The following is a 14435-nucleotide window of genomic DNA, read 5'->3' on the forward strand; positions in this document are numbered from 1 at the left end:
TTAGCATGAGTAGTTTTACAGGCAAAGCCGAAGCGGATGATAACCACCTACTGAAGTAGGTGGTTTAGGGCTGAAAATAAAAAGGGCAGTCCGTCGACTACCCTATGGGTTGCTAAACCAACCTGAGGCGATCAGTGTATCAAGCCAAGCTCCCTTGCTTCTTCAATGGTCAACCCACTTTCACGGATCTCACGTAACGCTTCAATGCGTCTTCTGGCTTCTGCTGATTTCACTGTTTTCTCTGGCTTCACAACGGTTTCCTCATCAGGTAATTCCCATTTGTGAGCGATGTTGGTCATCTCGTCATGGTCGATAGAATTAATGGACATATTTCCTCCGAACACACCATGTTTTCGATGCGTAATCTATAGCAAAACCGGAACAAGGTGGTAAGAAAAACTGTAGGGAAATGTGACCCCTCCCGCCCTTTCGTTAACTCCTTAATAGATTCATCATTTAAGTTTTGCCAAGGGACAAATTTACGATTAAATTTGAGTAATTACCCCTACGAAAAGTGTGCTTATCTAGCTCTCAATTCTGCTCTTCTTTAGTTTTATCAACGACGCATTACACCACTTCCTGTTTCACCTAACTTTCGAGTCACTTCACTGATTCATAGCTTGATACTTTCTAAAAACCGCCACACCTGATAATGATAATAATTATCTTTTAGATTGATAAGGTGTTTATATGGATGGTATTAACTTAAGTCATGCATACCACAATGACCCGGTCATCCAGATCCGAGATTTGTGCGTCGATTACATCACTGATAATGGTGATTTTAATGCGGTAAAGTCCGTCAGCTTTGATATCGGCAAAGGCGAAGTATTTGGTCTTGCCGGTGAATCTGGATGTGGTAAAAGCACAATCGCATTCTCAATAAATCGTCTTCATAAGCCGCCAGCGTTCATTTCTGGCGGTAAAATATGGTTTGATGGCAAAGATATCCTTAGTATCTCAGACTCTGAACTGACCGCTCTAAGGTGGAGTGAAATCGCCATGGTGTTCCAGAGCGCGATGAACTCACTCAACCCTGTCTTAACGATACAAGAGCAATTTGCAGATGTGTTACGACACCATCAAGGCCTCACTAACGCTCAAGCAAAAGATAGAGCAGAAAAGTTGTTGGACTTGGTCAATATTCCTCGAGAACGCTTAGCAGAATATCCTCATCAATTTTCAGGAGGAATGCGTCAGCGCTTGGTGATAGCCATTGCTTTGTCTCTAAATCCAAAACTGATCATTATGGATGAACCCACAACAGCATTAGATGTAGTGGTACAGAGAGAAATTTTACAGCAAATTTATCAGCTTAGAGATGAGTTCGGTTTTTCAGTCCTCTTTATCACTCATGACCTGGCACTCATGAGCCAACTATGTGATCGAATTGCAATCATGCGTCACGGAGAAATCGTCGAAGTCAATCGAGCATACGATATACGCAATCATCCTCAACACCCCTACACGCAAAAGCTATGGGCTTCTTTCCCAAACATCCATGACGTCCACAAACAACCAGAGTTACAAGGAGCGTAACCATGAGCCAGCCTATCATCCAAATGAAAAATGTGATTAAAGAATTCAAAGTGGGCGGTGGTTTAGCGAAAGAGGAAACCTTTCGTGCGCTTCAAGGAGTGACTTTTGATCTGTACGCAGGAAAAACCTTGGCTTTGGTTGGAGAGTCAGGCTGCGGTAAGAGTACTTGCGCTCGTTTAATAACCAAAGTCTATCCTGCAACGGAAGGCGAGATCCTTTTCAATGGCACTGACATAAATGAGATCACGTCACGATCGGCTCTACAAGAATATCGCAGTAAAGTACAAATGGTGTTTCAAGATCCGTTTGGCTCTCTCAATCCAACTCATACCATTCGCCATCACCTAACACGTCCTTTAAAAATTCATAAACAAGTCAAAAACGAGCGCGACATCCCAGCCCGCTTGGAAGAGCTTCTAAAGCTGGTGGAACTACCTGAAGAGACATTGAATAAGTTCCCTCACGAACTCAGTGGTGGGCAACGTCAGCGAGTAAACTTAGCAAGGGCTTTAGCGGTAGGTTCGCAAATCATTCTTGCGGATGAGCCTACGTCTATGCTGGATGTTTCTATTCGCTTGGGAGTGTTGAATTTAATGCAACGAATGAAGCAAGAACTGGGAATTGGTTTTTTATACATCACACATGATCTGGCGACTGCGCACTACATCGCGGAAGAAACCGCAGTAATGTACAAAGGGCAAATCGTTGAATGGGGCGACACTCATTCAATACTTAAGAATCCGCAGCATCCTTATACTAAGCTGTTGATTTCTGCCGTTCCTGATCCTGACTTACCTTTTGGTAACTTAGTGAAAAATGAGCCAAACTATTCGATAGATGCCGATGAAATTCGTCAACGTAGCAGCATAATTGTCGACGAATTTGATCAAATAGGGCCAAATCACTATGTAAAACAATGGACTGAGGCAGCGTAATGGATTTGAGTACTTGGCAAGATCAAATCGCCATGTGGTACGAACAGCGGAAACATGATCAAGTAGAAAAATTGGAAACGATCTTATATCAGGTGCCTGATGACGTGTTTGGACCCGAATTGAGTGATCTTCAAAGTAAAGCGATTGCTTGCTGGTTGGATGGATGTTTACGCGTGTTTCAACATGCAAGCTACCAAGACCCTCAGAAAGCATATCAAACCTTGCTTTATACGAGTGCAAAGCTTGAACAAGCAGCATGCCAAGTCTCGACTGATATTCTGATCAAAGATTGGTGTTTGAGACGACTTCAGCATCTCACCGTTGTGGCGTTAGAGTTTTGTAATCAGCAGTGTGATCAAAACAAGTGGCAGGAACAAGCCCATAGCTTAATCGAATCACATGTTGCGTTGATGCGTTCATTACATTGGAATGCACCCAAGAAGCATGATCAAGGTTTACCTCATTAGTCCGGAAAAATGATCAAGGCTTAATTAGCGGAATTTTAGGCAAAAAAAAGCGAGTTTCCTGAGGAGAAACTCGCGAAGTCTATTCAGAATGAATGTAACAATATGAGCCAATCTATTAATCATCAGAAAGGACAAAAGGTTGTCTATTCGGGATAAATAGTAGTATTAGGCTTGGCTTCTAATGTCAGTGGTTTGTAAGAGTTAAGTCTGTTTTTTATCATCGAAAGACATTGTTACATTTCAAACCGATACATCACACCTATAGCTTGATACACATCAAGCGACACTTTTAAATCGCCATTTCATCCAAGGCACGAAATACCATTTCATCCATGTGACCATCGAAGATTTGACGACAAACTTTCCGACGCACCGCTAACCCCGCAATCAAGCGCTCGATGGTAAGATGCTTAACATCGTTCTGGGTGTTAAACAGCTCGACGGTTTTACTTAATGTCTCATAAGGAATCGGCTCATCCCCTACCCTTAGCCAATCGAGCTTCTCTATGTAATCTGAGCACTCTTCTTTGATTGAGGCATAGGAGTGCCCTGTCATCGCAGACAAAGCCGTTATACTGCGTTCTAGAGCCTCTGGTGAGGTATATTTAGATAGAGTAATGGTGATCTCATCAGCATTGATCTCTACCAAATGTTTTCTTTGCTTCACGCGTCGCCCTAAATTTCCTCTTGGAGACGGTGCTTTGCGTTGAATGGGCTCAAATTCGCCGTCTATGATGCCTGAGAGCTCCTCAAGCTGTTGTCGGGTTACCATCTCATTACGAAGTGGATTTGGCAGCGTAGGCGCCATGTTACGCTTTCCTGCGTTGGTCGTTCGCGCTCGCGAGTAACGTAAGACCTCTTCGACATCACATTTGATGTCGATCTGGTAGTCCATCACTTTGTCATTTTCGATCATGGTTTCGATCTTCAGGTGATAACCCCACAAATTAACGACGAATAGATCATCATTCCCTTTTCCATCAGACAACCGCTTTAGTTCTCGGATCAGATCCATGGAGAAACGTCGCCATTCAATGTTACGTGCAAGTTTCTGGTTTAACTCACTCAGTAGCATGCAATCCGTGTGACGACGAACCATGCGACTACGGAAGAAAGAGTACAGTTGAAACACCAAAGTATGTTGTTTCAAGATCTCTGGTGGGAACAAGAAGAAATAATCGCGTGTTAGTAGTTCTTCGTAGAACGACGGTTCCCACACCAAGATGTATAAGTTGGGTTTAATACGAATTTCGCCATCACTGCCCTCAACGGGCGCTTCTTCTGAAGCCGTGATGGTACGGGCTAAGAAGCGGAAGCGGTCACTCTTAAAGCCTTCGGGCATGTTTTCACTTAGCCAACGTCCAGTAAGTTCATGGAGCTGAAAATCAGTGAATTCAATGCGATCAATGCTATCGCGAATGGAATCACGAGCTGGGCCACTGTCTTTTTTGCCTCTGAGCGACAAAATATCAGTGATGTATAGCGGCGTTTTGTTTGGTACGTGAGCAGCATCAAGCTGATACTGATCTTTGTGATGATCATGATACTGAACCGTTAACGTGAAGAGAGCGAACAGGGTCATGAGATCATCCACAGTCATGATATTTTTGGATGATCGCGTCTCAATAACGGCTTTTGTGCCAGAGATCGACACCATGGATTTCTGATAACTTTTTCGAGTTCTTGGTGGCGCAAGTGCTTGGTCAATTATCCCAGCCCAATTTGTTGGAGATACAACAAATTGATCGGCTTCATCTTTCATCGTGGGAGGTGTGTTTAACCCGTGCTCATTCAACAAACGTTTGTTTACTTGAGTCTGAGCCAATGCTTTCGAACGTTTTTGTTTCTCGTTCTGGCGAACTTTGTCGGTAACAAGACTTGTTGCTCCCAACACAGATATAAGCTGATTGGGATTCACAAATTTATGTAGCATCGTTTTACCAGCAAGTCCCTCTTCAAAACGCACTGGAGTTTGAGTAAATAAACCAATATTTACTGCCGCGCGCAAACGTTGTTGCAGAGCTGCACGTGTGAGTTGCCCATCTGTTGCTTCTACAATCTCTGTGGTTGAAACCAAACCATCCTTGCTGCTGAAGCCTCGTAATGAGATCAGATTAAGCAACTCTAAGATGCTTTTGGTCACCCCTTTGAAATGTTGGTACTGCTCTACCCAATCCGCAGAGGATTCATGTACCTCAAAAAGATGGCCATCTTTGTGGCTTCTCGGTGCTTTAATCAGAATTTTTTCATCAGCCGTCATTTTAGATCCAGATCACACTAGCCGTAGTTGTGCTATGGTTCCGAAGAATAAAGAAAAACAGATCATAAATAAAGAAAAAAGATTGTTTTTAAATAACTGATCTTTTTGATTAATCTGATCTTAATTGATTATATGATCTAATGATCTGGCTTGACATTTCTCGCTAAGCTTTTGTTCTATAAGACTATTATTTCCATGCATTTCGGAACTATGATCATAAGAAGTCTGAAAGTATGATCAACAATAACCTGAAAGCATGATCATATTTATTCGTAAGCATGATCATTAAGGTTATGAAAAGATGATCAAAAGAGTCTTGAAACGATGATCATGATGTTTTTACAGGTTATCCACAGATGCAGTATTTAATAATGATCTTCACGATGATTATATTGTGCATTGGTGATGTTATTTATACTCGGATCGATGATCAAGAGCCAATATATCTATCGTTCTGGCGCCCATATTGATGAGATATCACTCATCTGATTAAAATACATTCAAGTCGCTCATATTTAGAAGTAAATCCTAGTCTCTGCTTATTTACAGGAAGCATGATCATGAGAGCGTGATTTATCATAGCAACTTGAGCAATTTCATTGTTCCGGCTTCTATAACGTCAATTTCTGCTCAATCCCCCATTCTGTCTGCACTCAACCGTAAATCAGAGAAGAAAACTCATGCTTCCGAGAGATTCTAAGGCTTGATCATATTTCCGATTAATGGATCTTATTTTATTTGCGTGTTTACACCGTACTCTGCTCTATTTTTCCATGATCATGCTTTCGGATTTGCTTATTAACACGGAAGCATGATCATAAGCATACCTTGATCATACTTCCATAGATGTTTCGCTGGAACTGCCCTATTTTGCTCGGAGACATGATCAAGGTGTTCAGATCTTTATTGTTCCGATATTACTTACTATTTATCGTTTAAATTAGGTTGGTCTAACATAACCCGTAATTTAGCTTAATATTATAATCGTTCCGGTAGAAAATTGATTTACATTGTAAATGAGTGACGCTGTAACACTTTTTATTTTTAAGTTTAGGTGTCCACTTATGAGAAGATTATTTGATTAAAAATAGTTATCTTTTTGACCATAAATCATAAAAGCGTCGATTTGGGTGTTTTTTTATGTGATGGTAATTCAAAATGTTCGTGCACCTTTTTGTTGTTTTTGGTCTTTACTGCTGTACAATTGCAATTATAAATCCTTCCAACGGAATTTGGCATGAAAAGAGAAAAAACGATTGAAAACCTTCTTGAGTTAGCGGAGCTGACTCAGCAGGTTCAAGCTGACCGTATTGAAATTGTTTTAGAAGAGCGAAGCGATAACTACTTCCCACCAATGTCGAAAGCGATGATGGAAACCCGTTCTGGTCTAACTCGCCGTAAGCTCGACGACGCGATTGGTAAAATGGAAGCCGCTGGGCATCAATTTACTAAAAACAACGCGAATCATTATTCAATTACGTTAGAAGAAGCACACATGCTCATGGATGCGGCTGAAGTGCCTAAATTTCATGAGCGTAAAAAGAATTCAGGTAACAAACCTTGGATTATTAATGTGCAGAACCAAAAGGGCGGTACAGGTAAATCAATGACCGCGGTTCATTTAGCGGCATGTTTAGCGCTAAATTTGGATAAACGATACCGTATTTGTTTAATCGACTTAGACCCACAAGGCTCGCTACGTTTATTCCTCAACCCGCAAATCAGCATGGCAGAGCATGATAATATCTATTCTGCGGTAGACATTATGTTGGGTAACGTGCCTGATGGTGTGGAAATTGACAGTGAATTTTTACGTAAAAACGTATTGCTGCCAACGCAATATCCGAACTTAAAGTCGATTTCAGCGTTTCCAGAAGACGCGATGTTTAATGCGGAAGCATGGCAAACGCTATCTGAAGACCCATCACTCGATATCGTCCGTCTGCTGAAAGAGCAACTGATTGATAAAATTGCTGATGACTTCGATATCATTATGATTGATACCGGTCCACACGTTGACCCATTAGTATGGAATGCGATGTATGCATCAAATGCCTTGCTAATTCCTTGTGCGGCTAAGCGTCTGGACTGGGCTTCAACAGTAAACTTCTTCCAGCATTTGCCTACGGTATATGAAATGTTCCCGGAGGACTGGAATGGTCTTGAGTTTGTTCGCTTGATGCCAACCATGTTTGAGGACGACAATAAGAAGCAAGTTTCTGTTTTAACTGAAATGAACTATCTTCTAGGTGACCAAGTTATGATGGCTACTATTCCTCGTAGCCGTGCGTTTGAAACCTGTGCCGATACCTACAGCACAGTATTTGATCTGACAGTAAGCGATTTTGAAGGCGGTAAGAAGACACTAGCTACCGCGCAGGACGCTGTTCATAAAAGCGCACTGGAATTAGAGCGTGTCCTGCACTCTAATTGGCCGTCATTGAATCAGGGGTAATAAGTAAATGGCTTTGAAAACGTCTGAATTAAACGCGAAATTATTTGGCAAAACGAATAAGCGTCGTGTTGTAACTCCGCAAGAGGCGCAAACTGCGGCAAAAGAGAAAGCTCAAACGATTGAACTAGCAGTTGCAGGTGAAAATATTGTTCAGTTTGAACTTGTGCGTATTCCTGCAAATAAAGTTGCGACAGAAACAACAGTATTTGTTGATAACGCTCGTGAGCAATCGTTCTTAAATGAACATGCTTTATCTGATGTTTTAGTCACACTCAAAGAGCGTGGCCAACAATATCCAGCTGTAGGTCGTAGAACTGAAGATGGCAAGATCGAAGTTTTAGATGGTAGCCGTCGTCGCATGTCTTGTATCCTCGCTGAACAAGATTTTTTGGTTTATGTTGCTGACAACATCAATACTGACCATGCTAAGTTTTTGTCTGATGTGGCAAATGCTCACAAGCCGCTCTCTTTATATGAAAAAGGGAAAGAGATGCAGGCTAAGCTTGATAGTGGTGAAGCTGAAGATCAGAAAGCATTGGCAAAAATGTTCCAGTGCAGTGAAGCGTTGGTAAGTGGCGCTTTAAAAGCCGCAGCATTACCGTTAGAACTGCTTCAAGCGTATCCGAATGTTGGCGATCTCGGTCGTCCAACTATCGTGAAACTGCACAAACAGTTTTCAACGCTGACGCCAGAGCAGCAGCAAGAGCTGTTAGATAAATGTCGCTCTAGCGAAGGGTTTTTATGGCAGCGAAGCACAGCTCAAGGCGTTGCTCGTCTGACAAAAGAAGTCACGGAAAGCATCGAAAATTGGATTACTGAACTTGCACCAGCAAAACCTGGCAAGAAGACGGAAAAAGTCGACTTAGTAAAAGGTCGAGCAAGCTATAGCCGAAAAGGTAGCAGCCTGGCGTTGAACTTGAAGAAAGTTGACGACAGCTTAATGGAAGAGATTCTTGCGTTTGTACAAACCAAACTGCAATAACAAATGATGATTGAATCAACCGCCTCCGGGCGGTTTTTTTATATCTGAGAAGCGTCAAATTAAAGATGTGATACCATTGTGTCAGTTCAACGTTGGATAGACAAAATGCAGACACAATCTGATTTCCTTTCATCACTTCAACATCAAGCTCACCAATCTTTCCAAAGGATTGGTGTAGTCATTCAAGGCGAGGCTTCTTGGCAAAATGCGTTGATGTCAGAGTTCCATAAAACGCAGCGCCATCAACGTTGGTTTTCTGTTGGTGATTTTGGTTTGAAAAACGTATCCAGTGTTTCGTCTAAACAAGGGCACATGTTGCTAGGCAGAGAGTGTGACGTTCTATTGTTTGATGCTCGAAATGGCTTTGACGCCAATAGTTTTACCGCCGCGCTTGGCTCATTGGTTGGCGGCGGTTTTCTTATTGTCATTACTGAGCCGCGACAACCAACGAATTTTGCTCAGCAATGGATGCACAAACAATGGGAGAAGCTCGTTGTTATTGAGCAAGACAAACCATTGCCAACGGCTCCAGACATCAAGCAAGCAGAAAAAGAAAGCCACTACACGGAACAAGAACATGCCATTTCTCTAATTGAAAAGGTGGTAACTGGACATCGAAAGCGACCGTTAGTTTTGACCGCTGATCGTGGGCGCGGAAAAACAAGTGCCCTCGGCATTGCGTGTGCGAACTTATTACAGCAGAAGCCGCTTAGAATCTTAATTACGGCACCATCTATAAAAGCCGTTGAGCCTGTTTACCAACATGCTTTACGTTTACTCCCTAGCGCACAGCGTATTAAGAAGGACAGATTAGAATCAGGCCAGGGAGCCATTCAATTCATTGCTCCTGACGAACTTCTATCGAGCAGACCTGAATGTGATTTGTTACTTGTCGATGAAGCGGCTGCAATTCCAGTTCCTATGCTCAAAAGCATTACCGAACATTATCATCGACTCGTTTTTTCTACGACTGTTCATGGTTATGAAGGTTGTGGCCGGGGCTTTACGATTAAATTTGTTGATTGGCTTCAGAAACAGCGTTCGGGAATGAAAACATGGCACATGACACAGCCCATCCGCTGGAGCATGAATGATGCGCTCGAATCATGGCTCTATGACGCGTTTTTGTTGGATGCGGAGTTAACGCACCATCAACTTAACCAGGTCGACTCAATTTCCCTTTCTAAAGCCGATAAGAACAATTTGATATCGCAGCCTAGTTTGCTGCGTGAGTGCTTCGCTCTTTTGGTGAATGCTCATTATCAGACCTCTCCGAATGATTTGATTCACCTTTTGCAAGACGACAACAGTCAGCTCTATTTTGCTAAGCAAGATAATGCGGTTGTGGGGGTGATATTAGCGGTCGAAGAGGGGGGCCTTGACGATGAATTGGTTGAAGAAATCCAGCTTGGTAAGCGTCGTCCTAAAGGACACTTAGCCCCCATTACGATTGCAAACCACCTAGGATTCCCGAATGTCGCGAATCTATCGACGCTGCGAGTCATGAGAATTGCGGTTCATCCAGCATTGCAAGGCAAAGGCATTGGTCAAAAAATTCTGCAGCAATTTGAGCAAATGGCTGCTAAACACATTGCCTACTTATCCACGAGTTTTGGTGCGACGGAAGAGTTGCTCTATTTCTGGCGACAATCGAACTTCCGTACAATTCGCTTAGGGTCAATGCGCGATGCTGCTAGCGGTTGTTATTCAGTCTTGATGGTCAAACCTTGTGATTCCCAACAGACGGCTTGGGTCGACCAATCTCAGGCGCTATTTGAAGAAATGTTGTCTAACAATGTGGCTGACGTCTATCCAAAATTAGAAGCCCCTATTTTTCGAGCTCTATTGCCGCAACCTTTGGGAATGAGTCCACTTCATCCCGCTAAGTTATTACTAATTGAATGTTATGCTGATGGTGGTAACAGTTATGAGTCTGTGTCTGTGTGGCTTCAACAGTGGTTACTTAATTTAGGTTTGAACTCTGCTTCCGACTTGATGATTAGTAAGCTTTTTCTTAACCGTAGTTGGACTGAATGTGCTCAGCAATTTGGTTTACCTGGAAGAAGGCAAGTTGAGCAGCAGTTAAGGGACGAAGTAAGACACATTTGGAGCGATTTACACTGTAAACAATAAAGGGAAATTTACACTGTAAATGAAATTATTGGGAGCTGATTTTACACTGTAAATCCAGCTCCTTTTTGTTTCAGCGTGTATTTTGATTGAGCCTTAGGCTAAATCGAGTTTTCTCTTAATATCCTGTTTAACCGTTATTGATGGATTACTTTCTTTAGTGACGTGAGCCCTATAATAAGAAATGCGAGGTTTGTTCAGAAAACGGATTTGGTTAGACTGAAAGTGTTGATGGGAAGCAAAGTGGTAAGGGTATGTGGAAGCTGTGTCTTGAGTTATCTGAAGATAAGATCAAGGTGATAGCCCGTCTTCCGGGTGAAGTGGATCTCGGTGGTGAGCTAAATCAAAATGAATTAAACGAGCAGCTCGTCGCAATGAACGCTGAAAAGATGTTTATTGTAGAGGGGGAAGTCGTTAGGTTCATTAACTGCGCCAAAGAACGTAAAGCTGAAGCTTACGAAGGCATCGTCATTGCAGAAAAACGCAACGCACAAGTTGAGGTCGAATTGTCGAATAATGACATGCTCGCCAGTATGAACGTTGTCGGTGCGTACGGAGGCCGAGGTTTACGTGGCCCCGAGATTGTTCAAGCTCTTGCTCAAGCGCGAGTTTCGAAAGGCATCAACAAACTGGCTTTGAAGAAAGTGTTGGTTGTCAGCACTCAGCTCAAACCTGGCGAAACTTTTTCTCAACCTGTAGCGGTTGGTAAGCAACCTATCAAAGGCAAAGACGCTCTTTTTACTCCTCTTGTTAAAGACATCACCAAACGCATCCTCAAACCCAAAGACGGCCAATCTGCTAGCGACAAAATTGATTTACGTAATCTCGGTGAAACTATCGCGGTTGGCGTAGGCGATGAGGTGATGCGCCGAACGCCTGCGACCAAAGGCACGCCTGGTTTTACTGTTCAAGGGCGAGTGATTCCTCCACAAGCCGGAAAAGACAGCCCAATGAAGCCAGGCAAGGGCACCGAGATAAGCAAGCACGACCCAAACCTATTGATTGCATCGGTATCCGGTACACCTCTAATTAAAGACAAAACCATTGAAGTTGATAACGCACTCTGTCTCAATAGCGTTGGCGTGAATACAGGTCACGTGAAATTCAAAGGGAATGTGATTATCGGTGGCAACATTGAATCCGGAATGATTGTTAAAGCGACGGGCTCTATTACTGTAGGCGGCTTCATTGAATCGGCTGACGTACAAGCACAAGACGACATCCAAGTCGGTAAAGGGATCATTGGCCACACCGTGAGTGATGGTCAGCCAAAGAGTTGTCACGTCAAAGCCAAAGGTTCGATTCGTGCCAGCTACGCCCAATATTGTGATTTGCAAGCCGGCGAAGATATTGAGTTGGCGGTGCACAGCATGAATAACGATATTGTTTGTGGGCGCAATCTGACGGTGCTGGATGCGAACGGTAGGAACGGTACGCTCAGCGGCGGGGATGCAAAAGTCGGTGACAAAGTGGTGTGTTTACAATTGGGCGTAGAAGGCGACACCGCCACTAAGGTAGAAGCGTTCGCGCGATATTCTGCATTTAAGGAGCGATTAGCAGAGCTCAAAGATCGATACAAACGTGCTCAAGAAGGCACGATGGATGTGATTCGTAAAGAGCTCGAATTTAAGAAACGTCCTAAAGCCGAACGTACCGACGAAGAACAAGCTCAGATTGATGTGATGAAAACACAAAACAACGAGCAGCTTGAAGCGATAAAGCAAAAGTTAGAACAAACGGAACATGACTTTGAAGTCGCGTTAGAAGAAAATATTGTCGAAGCCAAAGAGCATGTCTTCACTCGTGTGACGGTGCAGTTTGGCGACGAGCAAGTAACGACAAAGCGTACTCATGGCGGTTGTTCGTTCCGTTTCAATCAATACGAAATTAAAGTCTCGGCGAACTTGGAAGAAGAGGACGTCGCTGCGGTTTAAGCTTTCTTACTCACTGAGCCCACACGTCGCAACAAGATGTGTGGGCTTTTGTTTATCTACAAATCGACAATGTGCTCTTGATAGTAGTCCGCAAGCGCACCGACTTGGCTGCTACACATTACTTTCATTGCTTGTTTAATGTGTTCTATTGGCCAGTTCCACCATTGGATATTGAGTAGAGTTTCAATCTCTTTATCGCTGAATCGTTGACGTACGACTTGGTTGTTTCCAACCACCACCGAATAAGGTTGGACGTCTCTCGTCACTACTGCGCGTGCTCCGATGACGGCTCCATCGCCGATGTTTACTCCGGGCATGATCATCGCCTCGCTGCCAATCCAAACATCGTTCCCCACCACTGTATCTCCGGCACGCTCGAAACCGTCTTGTACGCCTTCTCCAAAGTCTTCAGGAGAGAAGGGGAAGGTCGAAATCCAGTCAATGCGATGACCTTGGTTTCCTGCCATCATGAAGGTGGCTCCAGAAGCGATGGAACAAAACTTGCCAATGATTAATTTGTCGATGCTATCGGGTTCTCTACTTTGCCATTCTTGAAGTGTGACGGGGTCACCCAACAAGTAGCGTACCGCTTGCTCTTCGAAGCTTTTTTGATGATAGAAGCCCGAGTAATAGCTGTAATCGCCAACGATGATATTGGGATTAGTGATGTGATCTTTAATGACTTGACCTTTTAACCACGTGTCGAAAACACTCATAACTCATCCTTTCAAATTTAGGTTGTACAGAGTTTAGAGGCTTTCTATTATTTCCAGTAGTTTGATTTTAGAGATTCAGAATTACTGTATGGAAATAAAATGGCTCAGCTACGTACCACTTTACGTCGCTTTGTGTGAGGAACGAAGTATTGCTGGTGCAGCAAAGCGACTGAATTGTTCGAATGCGCATGTAAGTCGGCAACTTAAACAGCTTGAAGACATATTGTCGGTGCAGCTTATTCAGCGAACTACGCGCCAGTTTAATTTGACCTACGATGGTTTGCGGTTTTATCAGCAGGTAAAGCAACTGCTCGAAGGCGCTGAGCAGATCAATGAGCAAGTCATGGCAAACGAGATCGTATCGGGAAAATTGAGAATAGCGGCGTCCGCTTCTTTCGGAGCTGCGTTACTCAGCCAAACATTGATCGAGTTTCGATTGCAACATCCACAAGTGAGTGTTGAAGTGATCTTCACAGAGACACCTCTCGACTTGATTGAGGCTGGGTTTGATATCGCATTCTACTTTACCGATACTCCCCCAGAGGGATACGTCGGCCATCAGCTACGCACTTTACACTGTAAACCGATCGCTCATCGCTCGTATTTAGCTGATAAACCAAATGTAAGTACGCCAGAGGAGCTTGGTGACTTAGAGCACATCCTTTATAAAAGTCGTGACTTGGTGTTAGACAAGTGGACGTTTACGCATAAGCAAACTCAACAGCAGTGCAGCATTGAGTTAGAAAGTACGCTGAGTTTTAATCTTGTCCAGTCCATGTTGGATGCTACTTTGGCTGGCTGTGGTGTAGCCATGTTAGATGAATTTGCACTGGCTAAACTCGACCCTGCACAAAAAGAAAAACTCGTGAGTTTGCTGCCAGAATGGCAAACGGATGCGATTTTGCCGCTTTATCTGCTTTACCCAAAACGTGAGCACTTACCAAGAAGAACGCGAGCGTTCATTGATCACTTTAGGAACATATATTCTGTCGGCGAATAGCGACAACAAACTTAGCA

Annotated in this window: 11 protein-coding genes; 8 read left to right on the forward strand and 3 right to left on the reverse strand. The window is 43.3% G+C overall.

Annotated elements, in window-relative coordinates:
- Positions 1-131 precede the first annotated feature (131 nt).
- Positions 132-329, reverse strand: a complete 198-nt coding sequence (locus R7E78_RS02090; RefSeq protein ID WP_005374493.1) for a PA3496 family putative envelope integrity protein — start codon at positions 327-329, stop codon at positions 132-134.
- Between the two features lie 361 nt (positions 330-690).
- Between R7E78_RS02090 and R7E78_RS02095 the strand changes: the two genes are divergently transcribed.
- Genes R7E78_RS02095 through R7E78_RS02105 form a run of 3 tightly spaced genes read left to right on the forward strand, consistent with a single transcriptional unit; the run spans position 691 to position 2941 of the window.
- Positions 691-1539: an ABC transporter ATP-binding protein gene (locus R7E78_RS02095; RefSeq protein ID WP_005374497.1), complete on the forward strand. Its 849-nt coding sequence runs from the start codon at positions 691-693 to the stop codon at positions 1537-1539.
- A 2-nt stretch (positions 1540-1541) separates the two neighbouring features.
- Positions 1542-2474: an ATP-binding cassette domain-containing protein gene (locus R7E78_RS02100; RefSeq protein ID WP_017821873.1), complete on the forward strand. Its 933-nt coding sequence runs from the start codon at positions 1542-1544 to the stop codon at positions 2472-2474.
- The gene (locus R7E78_RS02105) at positions 2474-2941 is read left to right on the forward strand and encodes a transcriptional regulator (protein WP_318057591.1); all 468 of its coding nucleotides are present in this window, start codon (positions 2474-2476) and stop codon (positions 2939-2941) included. The genes R7E78_RS02100 and R7E78_RS02105 overlap by 1 nt, the downstream gene beginning before the upstream one ends.
- Before the next feature lie 289 nt (positions 2942-3230).
- Here the strand turns inward: R7E78_RS02105 and R7E78_RS02110 are convergent, their stop codons facing one another.
- A complete protein-coding gene (locus R7E78_RS02110; RefSeq protein ID WP_318057592.1) occupies positions 3231-5201 on the reverse strand; it encodes a replication initiator protein RctB domain-containing protein in 1971 nt (656 codons plus the stop codon).
- A 1237-nt stretch (positions 5202-6438) separates the two neighbouring features.
- On the opposite strand from R7E78_RS02110, the gene R7E78_RS02115 reads away from it, so the two are divergent.
- From R7E78_RS02115 to R7E78_RS02130, 4 genes are all read left to right on the forward strand, one after another.
- Positions 6439-7656 carry an AAA family ATPase gene (locus R7E78_RS02115; protein WP_005374503.1) on the forward strand — a complete coding sequence of 406 codons (1218 nt, stop codon included), beginning with the start codon at positions 6439-6441 and terminating at the stop codon, positions 7654-7656.
- A gap of 7 nt (positions 7657-7663) precedes the next feature.
- Positions 7664-8638, forward strand: a complete 975-nt coding sequence (locus R7E78_RS02120; RefSeq protein ID WP_005374504.1) for a ParB/RepB/Spo0J family partition protein — start codon at positions 7664-7666, stop codon at positions 8636-8638.
- A gap of 105 nt (positions 8639-8743) precedes the next feature.
- Positions 8744-10771, forward strand: coding sequence for a tRNA(Met) cytidine acetyltransferase TmcA (locus R7E78_RS02125; protein WP_258513904.1), 2028 nt, complete (start codon positions 8744-8746; stop codon positions 10769-10771).
- Between the two features lie 251 nt (positions 10772-11022).
- Positions 11023-12702 carry a DUF342 domain-containing protein gene (locus R7E78_RS02130; protein WP_042522292.1) on the forward strand — a complete coding sequence of 560 codons (1680 nt, stop codon included), beginning with the start codon at positions 11023-11025 and terminating at the stop codon, positions 12700-12702.
- A 56-nt stretch (positions 12703-12758) separates the two neighbouring features.
- On the opposite strand, the gene catC is transcribed toward R7E78_RS02130, so the two are convergent.
- Complete coding sequence (catC, locus tag R7E78_RS02135; RefSeq protein ID WP_042522290.1) at positions 12759-13418, reverse strand: type C chloramphenicol O-acetyltransferase; 660 nt, start codon at positions 13416-13418, stop codon at positions 12759-12761.
- A gap of 88 nt (positions 13419-13506) precedes the next feature.
- Between catC and R7E78_RS02140 the strand changes: the two genes are divergently transcribed.
- Complete coding sequence (locus tag R7E78_RS02140) at positions 13507-14418, forward strand: LysR family transcriptional regulator (protein WP_017635661.1); 912 nt, start codon at positions 13507-13509, stop codon at positions 14416-14418.
- The last annotated feature ends 17 nt before the right edge of the window (positions 14419-14435 follow it).

The sequence above is a fragment of the Vibrio sp. YT-19(2023) genome (assembly GCF_033337395.1).